Consider the following 18629-nt stretch of genomic DNA (forward strand, 5'->3'; position numbering starts at 1 on the left):
TGCGTTCTTTCTTAAACTATCGCTTATTTTTGTTCGTCGAAGTCCACCAACAAATTGCTATTCAAGTTGAAAAATTTTTTAATTCCGCTATACTTACTGTTAGAAAATAGCTTATTTTATAACGAAAGAGGACATTTCATGCATACATCCAGAAAAAATCTATTCCTTTATCTTCCGATCCTGATTTTATTCCTGGCGTCGTTTATCTGGGTTTTGAAAGCGCCGGATCATTTTTCGTGGTCGGCGGATCTTTATCTGAGAAACGATGACACATCCGTCCTGTCCCAGCTTTTTTACAGCGACAATGACGAACTTTCGCAGGACAACTCCACTGATGGAACCCGGGACGGTAACATCGTCACCTTTTCCGGTCTGCCCGATCTGCGTAGTCTTACCTTATTTCGGTTTGACCCGACGAATACCCAGGAATCCTATCGCGTCACACACGTCGGCTTTTTTCTAAACGGAGAAGCTTTTTTCACAATGAATGCCGCCGATCTGGAAGCCCAGGCTTTCCCCGTCAACGCCTCCTGGCAGTTAAACGGGGAAGAGCTCGTTTTCACACCGCAAAATCCCGACAGCAGCTTTTTGCTTTCTGCTGACAGTATCCGGGAGGCTGCCGAAAATGCGGCTGCAAAGCTCCACGTTTTATATGTGCGCCAGCGCTTTTTCCTTGCCCTGTCCATCGCGCTGCTGCTCTGTGTGCTTTTATTTTTCCGCAATGGTATCGCTTCTTATCTGAAAACGTTGTTCCTGCCGGACAGCTCCGGGCACTTTGACTGGTTTGCCCTCATCAGCACGGCGGTGATTGCAGGTGCACTGCTCGTCGTCTGTATCATCGGTTTGTTTTCTGCCCTCGGTCTGCATCCCGACGAATGGGACGTCAAAGCCTGTCTGGATTACGGCATGACGCACTTTCTGCCGCCCGATATGCGGGATCCCGCTGTTGCTCAGACCTATAGCGGCTACGGTTACACCAAGCTGGAAAATTACACCTGGTACTTTTATCTTGCCGGAAAGATCGCCCTGCTTTTTAAAACGATGTTCTGCAGCCTTGCCTACTACCGCGTTCCGAACCTTTTGCTGTTTGCTGCCCTCGCCTTCTATTTTGTCCGGAATATCCGTCAGAAAAACTGGCTCATGGTCGCACTCGGAATCTGCGTCCAGTCCTGGTACATTTTTTCCTATACGACGGCAGATGCGCTGGATTTTACCATCGCTTTCGCGATCACCTGCCTGCTGTGCAACCCGCAGAGTCTGCTTTATCGCACCGTAGAAAAGAAAAAATTATGCCGGAGAGATATTCCTGCTTTTCTTCTTTTAGGGCTTTTGTTTGGCAACATCGCCCTCGGAAAGCAGTGCTATCTCGCGATTCTGGCGCTGTCCTTCTTCGTCCTTTTGCTGCGGCTGATCTGGCAGAAAGACCCCTTACAGAAAAAAGTGCTCTGGCGTAATTATCTGATTATTGTGGGCGTTTTTCTCGCCGTCTTTGCATTCCGGGCTGGCTTTGACATCGCGCACTACGGTACGGAAAAATCCCAGGTCAAGGAAGCGGTCGCCATCCAGTACGCCGACTACGACAAAAATCCGTCTACCCCGACCGAAGAGCTGAACCCGTCCTGGCATATGTACAGCCGCGGCTATACGCTTTCTGACGTCTTTGCCGAAAACCCGGACTGGTTTGCCATGAGCTACAAGAGCTTTTGCGGACTTTTACAGGATCACGATACCGGCGCGTGGTACTACTGGTGCATGGGGCTGCTCTATCTTACACTGTTTGCAGGAATCGGAATCGCCACGTTCCGACAACCTGACAATCTGCAGGGCAAAATCCGTTTTGTTATCTGCACGCTGCTGATGGTGGGTGAGCTTGCTGCATCCATTGTAAACTCCTGGCTGATCGAATCCATGGCTCAGGGACGCTATCTGCTGCCATGTATTCTGATCGCCGGATACCTTGCAAGCACCGTCCCGGAGCTGTTCCAGAAAAAAATCTACCGCACACTGCTTAGTATCGCCGGAATTTTATCCGTCGGCTACTTTGGACTGGTCGGTATCCCGCTGTTTTTCTAAGCTCTGCAGAAAACTGCAGCACTGCCATTGGAGGAAACTATGATCTCACCGGAAATCATTCATGTGAACTATATCAAAAAGGAAGCACAGACCGGAAGCTACTGCGGCATGCGATATCGGCTTTCCAAAGGAAAAAATGAAGAGGGGGACTGTATGGACGTCACGATCTGGCCAGAGCCCTTCTGCTTTGTCAAAACGCCCGCCGAGCAAAAGACAACAAAACAGTTTCCCCTGACCCAGGAGGGCTGTCTGGAAGCTGTCGCGTGGTTAAACGAACAACATAAAAGCCGCAGCTGGTAAAAACCAGCTGCGGCTTTTTTTATCGTAGTGCGCCTAGCGGCGCACGTTTCTAACGGGTTAAAGTCCCGAATCCGCCCGGTAGTGGGAAGGATATAGCCGAAAGCAAGGGTGTCCATCGTGAGATGGAATCTGAAGGAAGCTGGATGTGGGGAACCTACTAACCCACGGGCAAATCTCTGGTCTGACGAACAGGAATCTCATATGAGGTCATGCATGAGGGTAAGACTGCTATTCAAGTTGAAGCCCAATAACTACACGGAATCATGCATGATAAATGAGGCAGATGGATGGAGAGGAAGAAACGTGTGGTACCTAGGGAGGTCTGTGCGGTACGCCTTGAAAGAGGTAACCATTGCATAAAGCAATGCTGAACGCACAGAAGTCAGCAGAGGCCATAGTAGCCAAACGGAACAAGTTCCGTTCGAGGTGAAGGACCGAATCAGTAGGAGTCTTGAGTATGACCGAGAAAGGAGGAATGACCGTCTATGGCAGAAAACATTGAAAACAATGGCTGTTCGCAAAGAGATAATGCGGAACATGAAGGGTATGTGAAAGCGTCTAGGTCATTCAATCGGATATGGAAAGAAAGAGACAGTGCACAGCCGAGACTTTTGGAAGCGATACTGTATAAAGACAACTTTAACAGAGCGTATAAGAGAGTTAAGGCAAACAAGGGAGCGCCAGGAATTGATGGCATGACCATTGAGGAGGCTCTTCCATATTTAAAGGAACATCAACAAGAGATAACCGACCGCATTTATCGTGGAAAGTATACTCCGTCTCCAGTAAGACGAGTTGAGATTCCCAAACCAGATGGTGGTGTGCGAAAGCTTGGCATACCAACAGTGATAGACCGCACACTTCAACAGGCAATAACCCAACAGTTAGTGCCAATCTATGAACCGCTGTTTGCAGAAGGCAGCTATGGCTATCGTCCGAACAGAAGTGCAAAAGATGCAATACTTAAGGTTAAGAAGTACGCAGAACAAGGCTATACATTTGCTGTAGTCCTTGACCTGTCAAAGTACTTCGACACTCTTAATCACGAAATTCTCATCAATCTTCTCCGAAAGAATGTAAAAGATGAACGTGTAGTACAGTTGATAAAGCGCTATCTGAAAAGCGGTGTAATGGAAAACGGAGTAGTCATTGACACAGAGGAAGGCTCACCACAAGGTGGAAATCTATCACCATTGCTGGCAAATGTCTACCTCAATGAGTTCGACCAAGAATTCCTGAAAAGAGATGTCCCATGTATAAGATATGCCGATGACATCGTGCTTCTTGCAAAGAGCAAGCGGGCATCAGAGAGACTCTTGGAAAGCAGTACAAAATATCTTGAGGAGAGGCTGAAACTTACAGTCAACCGAGAAAAGAGCCGTACTGTCAGCGTGTTTGCAATCCGAAATTTTAAATTCCTTGGCTTTGCATTGGGAAGGAACGGAAAAGGCATTTATGTCCGAGTTCATCCGAAGTCATGGAAGAAGTTTAAGTCTAGACTGAAGGAGTTATCTTCCCGTAAGCGATGTCAGTCAATCAAGCCAAGCCTTGAGAAAATCAAGGTGTATGCGAGGGGATGGCTTAACTACTACGGAATCGCAAGTATGAAGAACAACATAGATGACATCAACGGATGGCTTTATCACAGAATACGTATGTGTATATGGAAACAATGGAAATTGCCCAGAACAAAGAAGAGAAATCTGATAAAAATGGGAGTCCATGAATACTATGCGAACATGGCGGCAAACTGTCGAAGGGGACACTGGTATTGTGCCAATCTGACGACAGTCAAGAAGGCCATGACAAAAGAAAGACTGATAAACAGTGGCTTTTATGATTTAGCCACAGCCTATCAGTCTGTGCACGTCAACTATTGAAAGCGCCGTATACCGAACGGTACGTACGGTGCTGTGAGAGGACGGCGGTTAGTCACCGCCTCCTACTCGATTAAAAGACTTCGTTTCTATACGATAATTCCACTCTGCAAGGACGCATAAGCGGCTGAGTGAAATTATGTTGCTTATGCAATCCGCCGCAGACTTAAGAAGCCTGCGGCGCGGGATTTCATTTTTACATTCTGTCGGGTGCGGAGAAGCCCAGTACATCGATGCAGGTTTCCAGCACTTCTTTGGTCAGCTTCAGCAGTGCAATCCAGCCTGCCTGCTTCTTCTGATCCTCTTCTGCCAGAATCTTTGTCTCATGGTAAAACTTGTTGAACGCGTTCGCCAGATCATAAATGTACGCGCAGATCTTATGGGGCGCAGTTTCCTCACAGGCACTGTCCATCATTGCATTGAAGCTGCACAGCTGACGCATCAGATCTTTTTCGGAAGCGCCCTGCGCCTCCTCCAGGCACAGGTTTTCCAGGCTCTTTCCCTGCTCCTGATACTTGGCAAGGATCGATTTAATACGCACGATTGTATACAGAATATACGGACCCGTGTCTCCCTCGAAGGAAGTGAAGCGATCAATATCGAAGATATAGTCCTTAGAAGCCTGATTGGACAGATCTCCGTATTTGATTGCGGAAAGACCGATGATTTTGGCGATCTTTCTTGCCTCTTCCTCAGACAGATCATGACGGCTTTCGGATACCTTACGGTACATTTCCTCGTCAATATCGCGGATCAGGTATTCCAGACGCATAACGCCGCCCTCTCTCGTCTTGAAGGGCTTTCCGTCCTTGCCGTTCATCGTGCCGAAACCAACATATTTTAACTCTGTTTCAGGTGTTACCAGCCCCGCCTTTTTCGCTACACGGAACACCTGTACAAAGTGCATCTCCTGACGCTTGTCCGCAAGATAGATCAGGGAATCCGCATGCAGATTCTCCATACGGTCCACGATTGTTGCAAGGTCTGTCGTTGCATACAGCGCCGCGCCATCGGATTTTAAGATGATGCAGGGCGGCATTTCCTTCGTATCGGTATCCTCTTTAACATCTACAACCAGCGCGCCCTGGCTTTCATACGCAAGGCCGGATTCTTTTAAACGACTTACCAGTCCCGGAATGAGCGGGTCTGCATCGGATTCTCCCTTCCAGAGATCAAATTCCACATCCAGGTTGCTATAGTTTTTTTTCAGATCGGCTACAGATACCGCAATAATATGCTTCCACAGCGCGCGGTAGCCACGGTCACCGCTTTGCAGGCGCAGCGTTGCTTCCAGCGCTGCCTCCTTATACGCAGGATCTTCTTTGGACTTGCCGCTCGCTGTCGGATAGATTTCTTCCAGCTCAGATACGGTAAAGGGAGCCTCCTGCGGATATTCCCCGGTAAAGCTTTCATCAAAATAAGGCAGCTCGGGCTTGCGTGCTTTTAACTCGGTAATGATCAGACCCATCTGCAGTCCCCAGTCGCCCAGATGGACATCGCCGATAACCCTATGTCCTTTGTAACGGTTGATCCGCTTGATGCTTTCGCCGATGACTGCGGAGCGCAGATGACCGACGTGGAGCGGCTTTGCAACGTTGGGACCGCCGTAATCGACAACGATGGTTTTTTTCTTTTCGGGAGGCTCTACGCCAAACTTCTCCGCTGCAGCCATCTCCTTTAAATATTCACAGACAAAACTGTCCTTTACTTTCAGGTTCAAAAATCCGGGCGCAACCGCAGATACTTCAGAAAATACTGCGCTGTCCGTCAGCTTTTCCGCTACGTCGTTGGCGATCATGATCGGGGCTTTATGGTATTTTTTTGCGCCCGCCATCGCGCCGTTACACTGATATTCGCACAGATCGGGACGGTTGGACACGGTTACGCGTCCCAACTGTGCCTCATAACCTGCAGCTTCAAAGCCTTTTCCCATCTCTTCGGAAATGAGCTCCAAAAATTTCTTCATGTTCGTTCTCCAATCTATCTCCTGTAATAAGCGAGCACTTTTTTAATCGCAGTGATGACGCTTTCCACGTCCTCGTCTGTCATGCTGTAAAAGAGCGGGATGCTCATCACATGCTCATACAGGTACTCCGCATTCGGGCACAGTCCCTTGGGATAGCCCAGCTTTTCATAATAGGAATGCCAGTAAACCGGCAGATAGTGCACCTGTACATGCACATTTTCCGCATACAACGCATCGAAAAACTCTCTTCTGGTGCAGGTCAGCAGCTCAGGGTTTAACTGAATGACATACAAATGGCGTGCCGTCTTTGACTCCGGGATCTCCCGCTGCAGCACAAGCTCCGGGCACTCTGCAAATGCTTCGTTGTAGCGTTTTACAATCTGAGTTCTTCTTTCGATAAAACGGTCCAGCTTGTCTAACTGGCTGAGCAAAAGCGCCGCCTGAAAATCTGTCATCCGATAGTTATAGCCGAGCTCAACCTGTTCATTGTACCACTTCGCATCGGTCGGATGTACCATCTCATCCGGATTTCTCGTAATTCCGTGAGAGCGCAGCCGAAGCAGCCTGTGATACAGCTTCTCATCGTTGGTCGCAATCGCGCCGCCTTCTCCGGCTGTTACGGTTTTGACCGGATGAAAACTGAAGGTTGTAAAATCTGCGATGCTGCCGACTTTTTTATTTTTATACTGTGTGCCGATCGCATGCGCCGCATCCTCGATCAGCATCAGATTATGCTCCTTGCAGATCTGACGGATCTCATCCAGCTCCACTGCCTGACCGGTAAAATCCACCGCAACGACAGCTTTGGTCTTTTCTGTGATATGGCTGCGGATGCTCTCCGGGTCGATGTTGTAGGTGTCACGCTTTACATCAGCAAATACCGGCGTTCCGCCGCAATACAAAATGCAGTTGGCGGAAGCAGCAAACGTCAGGGGGGTTACGATTACCTCATCCCCTTTCGTAATGCCCGCCGCCATCGCAGCCAGATGCAGCGCCGCCGTTCCGTTGCTGACCATAACGACATAGTTTGCCCCGGTTACTTCGCACAAACGCTTCTCCAGCTCTGTCACCTTCGGTCCACAGGTAAGCGCATCGCTGCGCAGCACATTTGCAACCGCTTCTATGTCCGCATCATCAATATACTGGTGCCCATAGGAAATCGGTGTCTTCCGAACCGGCTCCCCGCCAAAAATTGCTAACTGTTCCATTCTAATCTCCATTTCGCTCAAAACTGTGCAAACTATGCCCGTCTGCATTTCTTCTATCATACCACCCCGGCGGTCAATACGCAACAAGTCTTGCTTTCATATCGTCGGCAGGAAAGCAAAACTTCTGCCGGTTCTCCTTTTTTACAGGACTTTTTCCCCACTGTCATAAAATTCAAAAATCATTTCCAGATACGGCTGCAGGACGCTGTTTGGCGCGCGGTAAATTTCATGCCGGATATCGGGCACAACCACCAGCTGTCCATCTGGGATCCTCTTGATAAACTCTTTTTGTGCTCCGGGCGTTACGAGCGTATCTTTTCCCGCCTGAAATAAAAGCACCGGCGTCTTCACCTTTTTCGCCTGCTTTTTGCTGATGACAAATTTTCCGGCATTGATCGCTTCCCTGCCCCATTCATAGCTTCCCGAAGAGGTCTGGCAGCTTTCATCCTCCCGCCGCTTTTTCATATAATAATCATGGCGCGCTTCGGAGCTGCAGGACGCATCCGCAAAAGACTCTTCCGGATCAAAAGTGCCCTGTGTGAGCAGACGATCCTTCCCATTGCCTCCGAACACTTTAAAATCACACAGCACCCGCGCCGCCCAGGACGGCACGCCGCCCAGATTTACTCCCAACATCGGTGCATTCAGAACCGCTTTGGCAAAATCCTCAGGGTACTGCTCCAGATAAAATGCGCCGATACAGCCGCCCATGGAATGTGCGTACAGATACAGCGGCAGATCTTTTGCCATCGGCTTCACCACTGTTTTGACGAACCGGTGCAGATCTTTTACATATCGGGAAAACAATCCAATGTGTACAATTGTGTGATCTTCCACTTCACGCATGGATTTTCCATGCCCTCTGTGATCCATAATCGCCACCTGATATCCCTGCAGATAAAAATAGTAAATCAATTCATGATATTTCAGGCAGGACTCTGTAAAGCCATAGCTGATCACGATCGTCCCTTTTTGTGTCTCCTGCGGATACAGTTCATAATACAGACCGCCCGTCTTAGCTGTTTTTTTCTGAGCCACACCGTCTTCTGGTGCGTTCTCGGACTTTTGCGATGTGCTGTCTGCCGATGCCGCATCACGCTCCTGCGATTCACTGCCTTCGGGCGCGACCTCCATCCACCCGCAAATCTGAACCTGTTTCAGAAACGGCTCTACCTGGCTGTCCATTTCCTGTTCCAGATTTTCTTCTGCGATACACTGCATTCTGCAGGAATTATTTTCCTTTAAAACCGTTTTTTTCATTCGTATTCTCCATATAAAATATAAAAAGAATGTGCCTTAGTATATTTTTGCGCCGAGGCGCGGTTGCTTCGGCAACCATCTACCCTTGCGTCGAGTGTGCATCCTCGCGGAGCGTTTTTTATTGTATAGAAACGAACTTTCTTATGCAACAATAGAATGCACGCTCTGTGAGCATTCTATTGTCATGAACAAATAAAAAACCTGCTGACACGAAATCAGCAGGTATCGAATCTTTGTGGGGGGATGGCAGGACATCCTCCTTGCGGAAAACATCCTGCCTGATTTTGTGGGTTGATAACTTCTCAACTTGATCATATTGTATCGCACCACTGTATCTTTTGTCAACTACTTTTTCAAAATATACCTTGCAGTTCACTCGTACCTTTTTGTAAGCAGATTTTCATGCGAGCATGAAATCTGCCCCCAAACGGTACGAGTGAACTGTAACAATAGAATATTTTCCCCAAAAAAGATATATACTGATCCCAAAAGCTTTCCTATCGCTTTTTAAATCCAACAATGAAAAGGAGGTTTTTGTCATGTATCCTGTAATTCCAGAATCAGACCGTCCTTCTGACCTTGCGGATGACTGCATCCTCTCTCCCGACGGTGTCAATCCGGTTTCCAAAAACGACGAAGCGCCGTCTGAAAAAAATCTGTTCGACGACAAGATCGCGGTATATCCTGTTCCGGGTGCGACCCTTCCGTTTTATTTTCCGGGTTATCCCAACCAGCCGCTGTAGGGCGTTCTTACAGCTCCCGCGCGGCGTCGGCAACACTGCGGACACCGACTAATCGGATGCCGGAAATTTTCGGCATTTTTTCGAGACAGACCTGGGGGAGGATACAGGTTGTGAAACCGAGCTTCTGCGCCTCCCTCACTCTCTGCTCCGCCATCGAAACGGCGCGTACTTCCCCGCTCAGGCCCACTTCCCCGAAGGCGACAACGCCCTCCGGGACGGGGCTGTTTTTGAAGCTCGACATGATTGCCATCACGATTCCAAGATCGATGGCAGGCTCTGTAATCCGAATGCCGCCCGCCAGATTGACGTAAGCATCACACCCCCCGATCTGCATGCCAAGCCGTTTTTCCAATACCGCCATCAGCAAATTGACGCGGTTAAAATCCGTTCCGGTCGTCTGACGGCGTGGAATGCCAAAATTGCTGTGGCAGACGAGCGCCTGAATCTCCGTGAGCATCGGACGAGTCCCCTCCATTGAGCAGGAGACGACCGAGCCGCTCGCGCCGGCAGGTCTGCCATTTAACATGAATTCCGACGGGTTTAACACCTCTGTCAGCCCCTCTTGGCGCATCTCAAACACACCGATCTCATCGGTTGAGCCAAAACGGTTCTTGACACCCCGAAGGATTCGATAAGATGCATGTCGGTCGCCCTCAAAATACAACACCGTATCCACCATATGCTCGAGCACTCTGGGACCTGCAACCGTTCCCTCTTTGGTCACATGGCCGACGATAAAAATCGAAATACCGAGCCCTTTTGCCAGCCGCAGCAAAACACCAGTCGATTCGCGCACCTGCGACACGCTGCCGGGCGCCGCGCTGACCGCTTCATTGTACATCGTCTGGATGGAGTCAATGATGACGATCTGAGGCTTTTTCTGCTGGATTACCTCCTCAATCCGATTCAGGTTCGTCTCACAGAACAGCTCCAGCGTGTCCGAAAAATCGCCGATCCGCATCGCGCGCATTTTGATCTGGCGTAAGGATTCCTCGCCTGATACATACAAAATGTGCTGCTTTTTTAACGAAAGGTTCCTGCACATCTGCAAAAGAAGCGTCGATTTGCCGATACCCGGGTCGCCGCCGACCAGCGTCAGCGAGCCGGTAACGATTCCGCCGCCCAGTACCCGGTCGAGCTCTCCCATCCCGGTTTCCGTGCGTCTTTCCTCTTCCATCGAAATTTCATTCAGCACCGCCGGAGCGCTCTGCACCCCGGACAGCACCTGCTTTTTCTCTTTTCCGCCTGCGGACACGGAAACCGGTTCCTCTACGAGGGAGTTCCACGCCTTACAGCCCGGACACTGCCCCAGCCATTTTGCCGTTTCATAGCCGCATTCCTGACAGAAAAATCTGGTTTTTATTTTGGTTGCCATTTATTTTGAAATTTCTACCTTTACTTCTCCGATTCCAGCAAGCTCCACGCTCACATTCAGCTTTCCGCCAAGGTTCGTGCGCATTCTGCCCGCATCCTCACCGTTGATTTTCACATCATATTCCGTATCTTCCTCCAGACCGAGTGTGATCTGCGCGTCCTCTGTGCCCTCTACCGTGAAGCTGACGCCATTTTCGCTCTCCGCAAAATGCTCTACGCTCGTGCCGGGCACAGATTCATAGACAAACATGCCGTTTCTTTCCAGCTTGGTAATCTCTTTAAAAGTCTTTACCTTGTACTCATCGCCGCCAGCCTCAAAGCCCTCCTTCTTGCTCTTTTCCTGCAGAAGATGATTACCGAAGCTGATCTTTCCGTCTGCTTCTGTTCTGATGAGTTCTGCTACTGCTGCCATTCTTTTGTCCTCCTGTCCGCCTTTGCGGCGGTTTGCTGTTTATTTGTTTTTGACGCTGAAAACAACTTTATTCTCGCGGAAGCCTGCACTCACATGATCGCCGGATTTTACCCGTCCCGACAGAATTTCTTCCGCAAGTGCGTCCTCGATCAGCGTCTGAATTGCTCTCTTTAACGGTCTTGCACCCATTTTCAGGTTGCTGTATTTTTCTACGATATGCTCTTTCAGAGATGGTGTCAGTGTCAGGCTGATATCCAGCTGCGTCCGGCAGCGCGTAATCAGGCTCTGCGCCAGCAGATTGATAATTCGCTTCATATCGTCTTTTGTCAGCTGATGGAATACGATCGTTTCATCAATCCGGTTTAAAAATTCCGGTTTGAACAGGCGTTTTACCTCTTCCATCACGCCGGATTTCATCTTTTCGTAAGTCTTTTGCGCATCTTCTTTTGCCGCAAAGCCGAGATTTTTGGGCTCCACAATCCGCTGTGCACCGGCGTTGGACGTCATGATGATGACGGTATTTTTGAAGCTGACCTTCCTGCCTCTGGAATCCGTGATATGCCCATCGTCCAGCACCTGTAGCAAAATATTGAAAACATCCGGGTGCGCTTTCTCGATTTCGTCGAATAAAACCACCGAATACGGATTTCTGCGAACCTTTTCAGAAAGCTGTCCGCCCTCGTCAAAGCCGACATAGCCCGGAGGCGAGCCGATCATTTTCGAAACAGAGTGCCCTTCCATATATTCCGACATGTCCACGCGGATCAGCGCGTTTTCTGAACCAAACATCGCTTCTGCCAGCGCCTTGGAAAGCTCCGTCTTTCCGACACCTGTGGGACCGAGGAACAAAAACGAACCGATCGGTCGTCTCGGATCCTGCAGTCCGACTCTGCCGCGGCGCATCGCCCGCGCAACGCTCGATACGGCTTCTTCCTGTCCGATCACGCGCTTGTGCAGAATAGATTCCAGCTTTAACAGCCGTTCGCTCTCTTTTTCGGTCAGGCGGCTCACCGGAACCTTTGTCCAAGTGGAAATGACCTTTGCGATATCCTCTGCTGTCACCTCTGGCTGCCCCTTTTTGCGGCTCTTTTCCTGCCGTTTCTGGTGCTTTTCGTAACGGGCGAGTGCCTCCTTTAGCCTTTGTTTTAGTCTGGAGGCCTCCTCCAAATCCTGATCGCGAATCGCCTGCTCCAGCTTTTCGTCCAGCGTTTTGATTTCCTTTGCCTGGTCTGTTGCCTCGTCAGTCGTCTGCATCCGCTGCAGGCGCACCGCAGCAGCCGCCTCGTCCATCACGTCGATCGCCTTGTCCGGGAGCTTCCGGTCGTTGATATAGCGATTGGAAAGATGTACTGCGGCCTCGAGGGCTTCCGGCAGAATCTTTACTTTATGATGCTCTTCATATCTGGAAACGATTCCCTGTAAAATGCCGATCGCCTCTTTTTCCGTTGGCTCTTCGACCGTAACCGGCTGAAAACGGCGTTCCAGAGCAGCATCTTTTTCGATATATTTGCGGTATTCTTCCAGCGTTGTCGCGCCGATCAGCTGAATCTCGCCGCGCGCAAGGGACGGCTTTAAAATGTTGGAAGCGTCAATCGCCCCCTCTGCGCCGCCTGCACCGATCAGTGTGTGCAGCTCATCCAAAAACAGTAAAATATTTCCGTCGTCTGTCACCTCACGGATGACCTTACGAATTCGCTCCTCAAATTCGCCGCGGTATTTGCTTCCCGCGATCATCCCGGACAGATCCAGCATCAGAACCCGTTTATCCTTTACCGTATCCGGCACGCTGCCCTCCGTAATCCGAAGTGCAAGTCCCTCGACGATCGCCGTTTTGCCGACACCGGGTTCTCCTACCAGGCACGGATTGTTCTTCGTCCTGCGGCTTAAAATCTGAATCACGCGCCCAATCTCCTGATCGCGCCCGACAACCGGATCGAGCTTTCCCTGTGCAGCCAGCTTCGTCAGATCCCGGCTGTAAAGCTCCAGCGTCCCGGTCTGGCTCTTTTTTTGCCTGCGTCCCAGCTCTTCGCGGTACGCCGTAGGGTCCAGTCCTGCTGCCAGGAGCGTATCCCGCATGATTTTCTGCAGCGGCAGCGACAGCGTCTGCAGCACCCGCACTGCAACATTATCCCCATCTCCTAAAAGCGCTAACAAAATGTGCTCCGTTCCGGTCAGCGCGCTGCCTGCCTTTTCCGCCTGTCTGTGGCTTTCCTCCAGAACTTCCTCTGCCCGGGGGGAATAACCGTCCCGCTCTATGACCGGATTGGGCGTCTCCGGAGCCAGCAGATCCTGAATCATTTCCCGGATCGCCTCTTCTTTTGCCCCGTTTTCCGTCAGAACCCTTGATGCCACGCCGGTTCCTTCTTTGATCAGGCCCAGCAGGATATGCTCTGTCCCAACATAATTCTGATGCAGGCTTTTTGCCGCCCGCCCTGCCAAAAGCAGGGCAGTTTTTGCCTTATCCGTAAACTGTGACTGCATCTGTTATAGTCCTCCATACTCTTCATAAATCTCATCTATCAAAGCATGTACTTCCTCGCGGGAAATATTCCGACAACTTGCCCGTGCCAGAATGACCCGCAGCGACTCCCGCATCTGCTCCAGATCACTGATCCGATCTGCATCAATCGCAATCACTGCGCCGCGGCGTCTGTCCACCTTGACGAAGCCCTCCTGCTTGAGCACGGTATATGCCTTATTCACTGTATGCATGTTAATCCCAATGGATTCTGCAAGCTGCCGCACGCTCGGGAGGGACTCTCCCTCCTTGAGCCTGTTTGTCGCAATCCCGACAATGATCTGATTGCGCAGCTGTATATATAACGCTTCTTCGCTGTTAAAATCGACTTCCAGAATCATGCTGATCTCCCATCCATTTTCTCTTTAAAGTGTTCTAGAAACACTATAACAAGAATCCTGAAAATAGTCAACAATAGCATGCACGCGCTGCGAGCATGCTATTGTCATGAATAAAACAAAACACCCGGCACTGCTGTTTCCTGTGCTCCCGCCAGACAGCGGGCAGTTTGCAGCAAAAGCCGGATGTTTTTTATGGATTCACGGCAATAGAATGTTCGCAGAACGTGCTTCTATTGTTTTCTGAATGCTTGCTTTTTGGAAGATTTATTTCAGGTCAAGGAATTCAAATTCGAGATCGTCATCATCCAGGAAATTCCTGGACTGCCAATCTTTGGATTTGCCCTTTTTGCGGCGCGGACGTTCTTCTTCCTCTTCCTCGTCCTCATCCTCGTCATCCTCGTCTTCATATTCGTCGACTCTGGGGCGACGGACAGGCTTCTTTACCGGAGCCTTCTTTGCCGGACGGCGGCGCGGACGCTCTTCTTCCTCTTCCTCGTCCTCATCCTCGTCATCGTCTTCGTCCTCGTCGTCATCCTCTTCTACATAACGGGCAGGCTTTTTGCGGCCAAAGCGGCGCGGACGTTCTTCTTCCTCTTCCTCATCCTCATCGTCGTCTTCGTCATCCTCGTCGTCCTCTTCGTCATCATCATAATCGTCATAGTCTTCATACGTGCTTCTGACTTTGATGATCAGGATTGTTACAACGATAATCAGAACTACGATTACAAACGCCATCAGAATAACGACAAAGCGCATGCTCTTTGCGGTCTGGTCGATGGTCGCCTGGTTGTTCTTGTTGGTCTCCTCTGCATTCAGCAGGTCACTGACCTGATATCTGGTTCCCATAGTATTATCATGCAGATACCATGCACTGCTGCCGCTTCCGTCATCCTCAAAGGCGACGGAATAATCTGCGGAGTTGTCTACGATCGGCTCCTCCTCCGGTTCCTCCGTCTCCTGAGTTTCGTCAACAGCCGGCTCTGCTGTCGCCTCCGACACATGTGCCTCTACCAGATCGGAACGGATATATCCGCTTACATTATCAAATGTTACTGCATACCAGGTCTTGCCGTCGCTGCCCTGTGTCTCGCCGGTAACGGTCAGCTCCTGTCCGCTGGCTGCCTTACCTGCAACGCTTGCGCTGGTGGAAGCTTCGCTTCTGATATTAACGCTGGAAGAGGTTACGGTTGCGCTGGTAACGGTTCCTGCAGCAGCTGTCCCTGCTGCGTTATCCTCTGCTGCGTTATCCTCTGCGGCTGCATCAGCATTTCCGTCCTCTGCAGCATTGGTGTCGGTTGTTGTGGTCGTTGTCGTTCCGCTCGGGGAAGAGGTCAGCGGTACAGCGCCGACTTCCATTGTGGATGTAAATAAAAATACCGCAGCAAGTGCACATCCCAGCACAGTGCTGAACTTGGTCGTCCATTTCATCATTCTAGTTTACGTACCTTTCTGATTCCGATCCGCAAAGGTCTCTGCGGACCTTTTCTCTTTTCCAAACTCCTCAGCCAGGCTTCCGATTTCGCCTGTCGCCAGTGCTCTATCGGTATATTATGCTTCGTCGATCGCTTTACCGATATCGTGTCTCATATATTTGTTGGCAAAATTGACCCATTCGGTCGCTGCATACGCTTTTGCGCGCGCTTCCTTTAAGGTAGGCGCTTTCGCCGTGATACCCAGCACACGTCCACCGTTGGTCAGGATCGTCTTTCCGTCTTCTGCAAACCTGGTTCCTGCATGGAAACAGAACACATCGTCTTTTCCGTCAAAGGCTTCCAGGCCGGAAATCGGGAGTCCCTTGTCGTATTTTAACGGATAACCGTCCGATGCCAGCACAACACAAACTGTCGCATTGTCTTCAAACTCCAACTTGAGCTGATCGAGCGTACCGTCGATACATGCCTCGCAAACGTCCAGAATGTCGTTTTTCATACGCGGCAGCACAACCTGCGCTTCCGGATCACCGAAGCGGACATTATATTCCAGCACTTTCGGGCCGTCAGGTGTCAGCATCAGGCCGAAGAAAATTACACCCTGAAAGGTGCGTCCTTCCGCAGACATTGCGTCGACGGTAGCCTGATAGATATATTTTTTACAGAACGCATCAACCTCTTTTGTATAGAACGGAGACGGGGAAAAATTGCCCATGCCGCCGGTGTTCAAGCCCTGATCGCCGTCCTTTGCGCGCTTGTGATCCTGGGCAGAGGACATGATCTGGATGGTCTTTCCATCTGTAAAGGACAGCACGGAAACCTCGCGTCCGGTCATGAACTCTTCGATGACCATCTTGTTGCCGGCTGTGCCGAATTTCTTATCTGTCATAATCGTGCATACGCCGTCTTCCGCTTCTTCCAACGTGCTGCAGATTAAAACGCCTTTTCCAAGTGCAAGGCCATCCGCCTTTAAAACGATCGGGAATTTCGCTTTGGTATGCAGATATTCCAGCGCATCCTCTGCCTTGTCGAACACTTCATAGGCAGCCGTCGGAATGTTGTATTTTTTCATCAGTTCCTTGGAAAATGCCTTGCTGCCTTCCAGAATCGCCGCATTTTTGCGAGGACCGAATGCACGGATCCCGGCTGCCTCCAGCTGGTCTACCAGGCCCCCGACAAGCGGATCATCCATGCCGACGATAACGAGGTCGATCTCTTTTTCCTTTGCGAACTCGGTCAGACGGTCAAATTCCATCGCGCCGATCGGAACGCACTCTGCCAGCTGCGCAATTCCGGCGTTGCCGGGCGCACAGTAAATCTTCTCTGCTTTCGGGCTCTTTGCCACACTTGCAGCGATCGCATGCTCTCTGCCGCCGCTTCCCACAATCAGAATTTTCATATGAACCTCCATATTTTCAGGCGCTTTCGCTGTTATGCGATGCAATTTTGCATCACGATGCGATAATCGTCTTTCCATCCACAACGGTTACTCTGCCCTGGGCAATCAGGTCGATGGCCTGGGGCAAAATTTTCCATTCCGCTTCCTCCATGACCCGCTGCTGCAGACTCTTGGGTGTATCGCCCTGCTGCACTTCAACCGCCTTCTGTAAGATAATCGGACCGGTATCCATTCCGTTGTCCACAAAATGCACCGTCGCGCCGGTCACTTTTGCACCGCGCGCAAGCACACCCTCATGGACATGCAGACCGTAAAAGCCAACGCCGCAAAACGCAGGGATCAGCGACGGATGGATATTGATAATCTGGTTTGGGAACGCTTCGATCATCTCTGCCGGAACAGCGACTAAAAATCCTGCCAGCACGATCAGATCCGGCGCGATTTCCTTTACCTTTTCGGTCAGGGCATGATTGAATGCCTCTCTGCTCTCGAAAGATTTCGGAGAAAGACAGATTGCTTCCACATTATGCTGCCGCGCACGTTCCAGCGCATATGCGCCCGGGTTGTTGCTGATCACCGCTGCGATTTCGGCATTGCGGATTTTTCCCGCGTCAATCGCATCGAAAATCGCCTGCAGGTTCGTGCCTCCGCCTGAGACACAGACCAGAAGCCTTAACATAAGGTCACTCCCTTTTCGCCTGCTTCGATGGTGCCTACCACATAAGGGGTATCGCCTGCAGATTTCATTGCTTCCATGGTCTTATCCACATCAGCGGGATCTACTGCGACGATCATACCCAGTCCCATGTTATAGGTGTTATACATCATATGCTCTTCGATATTGCCCTTTTTCGCCATCAGGGTAAAGATCGGAGGAATGGGATAGCTGTTTTTGTTGATCACCGCATGGGTACCCTCTTTTAACATACGGGGCACGTTTTCATAAAAGCCGCCGCCGGTGATATGGCTGCATGCCTTTACGGTTACGCCGGCTTCTTTGACTGCCTTTAACGCCTTAACATAGATGCGTGTCGGAGCCAGCAGGGTCTCGCCCAGGGTTGCGCCCAACTCATCATAATAGGTGTTTAAGCTTTCAACGGTCATGTCGAATACCTTACGAACCAGAGAGAAGCCGTTGGAATGCACGCCGGAGCTTGCCATGCCGATCAGCACGTCACCGGGCTTTAAGTTTTCGCCGGTAATCAGGTCTTTTTCATCCACTACGCCGACTGCAAAACCGGCCAGATCGTACTCATCCTCCGGCATCAGTCCGGGATGCTCTGCTGTCTCGCCGCCGATCAGGGCAGCTTCCGACTGCACACAGCCTGCGGATACACCTTTTACGATCTCTGCGATCTTCTCGGGAATATTTTTGCCGCATGCGATATAGTCCAGGAAAAAGAGCGGTTCGCCGCCTGCGCACGCAATATCGTTTACGCACATGGCAACGCAGTCGATACCGATGGTATCATGCTTGTCCATAAGAAAGGCGAGCTTGATCTTGGTTCCGACACCATCTGTACCGGATACCAGGGTAGGCTTTTCCATATCCTTGATCTTTTCCAGGGAAAATGCACCGGAAAAACCGCCCAGTCCGCCAAGCACTTCCGGGCGCATTGTCGTCTTTACATACTGTTTCATCAGTTCCACCGATTTGTATCCGGCTTCAATATCCACTCCAGAACTCTTGTAATCCATCTGATCCTCCATACCGTGCCTGTGCACCTG

15 protein-coding genes are annotated in these 18629 nt (G+C 50.5%); 4 read left to right on the plus strand and 11 right to left on the minus strand.

Going from position 1 to position 18629, the window contains the following annotated elements; genetic code table 11:
- The first annotated feature begins 138 nt into the window (after nt 1-138).
- The 3 genes from ACLTOQ_RS00575 (at nt 139) to ltrA (ending at nt 4253) form a co-directional block, all read left to right on the plus strand.
- A complete protein-coding gene (locus tag ACLTOQ_RS00575) occupies nt 139-2073 on the plus strand; it encodes a DUF2142 domain-containing protein (RefSeq protein WP_262585344.1) in 1935 nt (644 codons plus the stop codon).
- A 39-nt stretch (nt 2074-2112) separates the two neighbouring features.
- Nucleotides 2113-2373, plus strand: a complete 261-nt coding sequence (locus ACLTOQ_RS00580; protein ID WP_262585346.1) for a hypothetical protein — start codon at nt 2113-2115, stop codon at nt 2371-2373.
- A gap of 485 nt (nt 2374-2858) precedes the next feature.
- Nucleotides 2859-4253, plus strand: coding sequence for a group II intron reverse transcriptase/maturase (gene ltrA, locus ACLTOQ_RS00585; protein WP_412318401.1), 1395 nt, complete (start codon nt 2859-2861; stop codon nt 4251-4253).
- 193 nt (nt 4254-4446) lie between these two features.
- Here the strand turns inward: ltrA and argS are convergent, their stop codons facing one another.
- From argS to ACLTOQ_RS00600, 3 genes are all read right to left on the minus strand, one after another.
- Nucleotides 4447-6216: an arginine--tRNA ligase gene (gene argS, locus ACLTOQ_RS00590; protein ID WP_262585348.1), complete on the minus strand. Its 1770-nt coding sequence runs from the start codon at nt 6214-6216 to the stop codon at nt 4447-4449.
- 14 nt (nt 6217-6230) lie between these two features.
- Nucleotides 6231-7424, minus strand: a complete 1194-nt coding sequence (gene pseC, locus ACLTOQ_RS00595) for a UDP-4-amino-4,6-dideoxy-N-acetyl-beta-L-altrosamine transaminase (RefSeq protein ID WP_118496444.1) — start codon at nt 7422-7424, stop codon at nt 6231-6233.
- A 141-nt stretch (nt 7425-7565) separates the two neighbouring features.
- A complete protein-coding gene (locus ACLTOQ_RS00600) occupies nt 7566-8684 on the minus strand; it encodes an alpha/beta hydrolase (protein WP_262585351.1) in 1119 nt (372 codons plus the stop codon).
- A gap of 539 nt (nt 8685-9223) precedes the next feature.
- On the opposite strand from ACLTOQ_RS00600, the gene ACLTOQ_RS00605 reads away from it, so the two are divergent.
- Nucleotides 9224-9427: a hypothetical protein gene (locus ACLTOQ_RS00605; RefSeq protein WP_262585352.1), complete on the plus strand. Its 204-nt coding sequence runs from the start codon at nt 9224-9226 to the stop codon at nt 9425-9427.
- Between the two features lie 7 nt (nt 9428-9434).
- Here the strand turns inward: ACLTOQ_RS00605 and radA are convergent, their stop codons facing one another.
- The 8 genes from radA to purM form a co-directional block, all read right to left on the minus strand.
- Nucleotides 9435-10802: a DNA repair protein RadA gene (radA, locus tag ACLTOQ_RS00610; protein WP_262585353.1), complete on the minus strand. Its 1368-nt coding sequence runs from the start codon at nt 10800-10802 to the stop codon at nt 9435-9437.
- Nucleotides 10803-11213, minus strand: coding sequence for an endosialidase (locus ACLTOQ_RS00615; RefSeq protein ID WP_117960600.1), 411 nt, complete (start codon nt 11211-11213; stop codon nt 10803-10805).
- Between the two features lie 39 nt (nt 11214-11252).
- Nucleotides 11253-13694 carry an ATP-dependent Clp protease ATP-binding subunit gene (locus ACLTOQ_RS00620; protein ID WP_262585354.1) on the minus strand — a complete coding sequence of 814 codons (2442 nt, stop codon included), beginning with the start codon at nt 13692-13694 and terminating at the stop codon, nt 11253-11255.
- Nucleotides 13695-13697: 3 nt separating this feature from the next.
- Nucleotides 13698-14072 carry a GntR family transcriptional regulator gene (locus ACLTOQ_RS00625; protein ID WP_021915937.1) on the minus strand — a complete coding sequence of 125 codons (375 nt, stop codon included), beginning with the start codon at nt 14070-14072 and terminating at the stop codon, nt 13698-13700.
- Between the two features lie 264 nt (nt 14073-14336).
- Nucleotides 14337-15503, minus strand: coding sequence for an SH3 domain-containing protein (locus ACLTOQ_RS00630; protein WP_412318403.1), 1167 nt, complete (start codon nt 15501-15503; stop codon nt 14337-14339).
- Between the two features lie 117 nt (nt 15504-15620).
- Nucleotides 15621-16901, minus strand: coding sequence for a phosphoribosylamine--glycine ligase (gene purD, locus ACLTOQ_RS00635; RefSeq protein WP_021915935.1), 1281 nt, complete (start codon nt 16899-16901; stop codon nt 15621-15623).
- Nucleotides 16902-16953: 52 nt separating this feature from the next.
- Nucleotides 16954-17580 carry a phosphoribosylglycinamide formyltransferase gene (gene purN, locus ACLTOQ_RS00640; protein ID WP_021915934.1) on the minus strand — a complete coding sequence of 209 codons (627 nt, stop codon included), beginning with the start codon at nt 17578-17580 and terminating at the stop codon, nt 16954-16956.
- Nucleotides 17574-18599 (minus strand): phosphoribosylformylglycinamidine cyclo-ligase, encoded by a 1026-nt coding sequence (purM, locus tag ACLTOQ_RS00645; RefSeq protein ID WP_021915933.1) that lies wholly within the window; start codon nt 18597-18599, stop codon nt 17574-17576. Before purM ends, purN begins: the two co-directional genes overlap by 7 nt.
- Nucleotides 18600-18629 lie beyond the last annotated feature (30 nt).

It is taken from the genome of Gallintestinimicrobium sp., from assembly GCF_046968865.1.
Taxonomy (GTDB): domain Bacteria; phylum Bacillota; class Clostridia; order Lachnospirales; family Lachnospiraceae; genus Gallintestinimicrobium; species Gallintestinimicrobium propionicum.

Excerpts from the sequence above, each read along its gene's own strand:
- ACLTOQ_RS00615 (WP_117960600.1), bottom strand. The coding sequence starts at position 11,213 with ATGGCAGCAGTAGCAGAACTCATCAGAACAGAAGCAGACGGAAAGATC.
- ACLTOQ_RS00600 (WP_262585351.1), bottom strand. The coding sequence starts at position 8,684 with ATGAAAAAAACGGTTTTAAAGGAAAATAATTCCTGCAGAATGCAGTGT.
- purM (WP_021915933.1), bottom strand. The coding sequence starts at position 18,599 with ATGGATTACAAGAGTTCTGGAGTGGATATTGAAGCCGGATACAAATCG.
- argS (WP_262585348.1), bottom strand. The coding sequence starts at position 6,216 with ATGAAGAAATTTTTGGAGCTCATTTCCGAAGAGATGGGAAAAGGCTTT.
- ltrA (WP_412318401.1), top strand. The coding sequence starts at position 2,859 with ATGGCAGAAAACATTGAAAACAATGGCTGTTCGCAAAGAGATAATGCG.
- ACLTOQ_RS00575 (WP_262585344.1), top strand. The coding sequence starts at position 139 with ATGCATACATCCAGAAAAAATCTATTCCTTTATCTTCCGATCCTGATT.
- pseC (WP_118496444.1), bottom strand. The coding sequence starts at position 7,424 with ATGGAACAGTTAGCAATTTTTGGCGGGGAGCCGGTTCGGAAGACACCG.
- radA (WP_262585353.1), bottom strand. The coding sequence starts at position 10,802 with ATGGCAACCAAAATAAAAACCAGATTTTTCTGTCAGGAATGCGGCTAT.
- ACLTOQ_RS00620 (WP_262585354.1), bottom strand. The coding sequence starts at position 13,694 with ATGCAGTCACAGTTTACGGATAAGGCAAAAACTGCCCTGCTTTTGGCA.
- purD (WP_021915935.1), bottom strand. The coding sequence starts at position 16,901 with ATGAAAATTCTGATTGTGGGAAGCGGCGGCAGAGAGCATGCGATCGCT.
- ACLTOQ_RS00630 (WP_412318403.1), bottom strand. The coding sequence starts at position 15,503 with ATGATGAAATGGACGACCAAGTTCAGCACTGTGCTGGGATGTGCACTT.
- ACLTOQ_RS00605 (WP_262585352.1), top strand. The coding sequence starts at position 9,224 with ATGTATCCTGTAATTCCAGAATCAGACCGTCCTTCTGACCTTGCGGAT.
- purN (WP_021915934.1), bottom strand. The coding sequence starts at position 17,580 with ATGTTAAGGCTTCTGGTCTGTGTCTCAGGCGGAGGCACGAACCTGCAG.
- ACLTOQ_RS00580 (WP_262585346.1), top strand. The coding sequence starts at position 2,113 with ATGATCTCACCGGAAATCATTCATGTGAACTATATCAAAAAGGAAGCA.
- ACLTOQ_RS00625 (WP_021915937.1), bottom strand. The coding sequence starts at position 14,072 with ATGATTCTGGAAGTCGATTTTAACAGCGAAGAAGCGTTATATATACAG.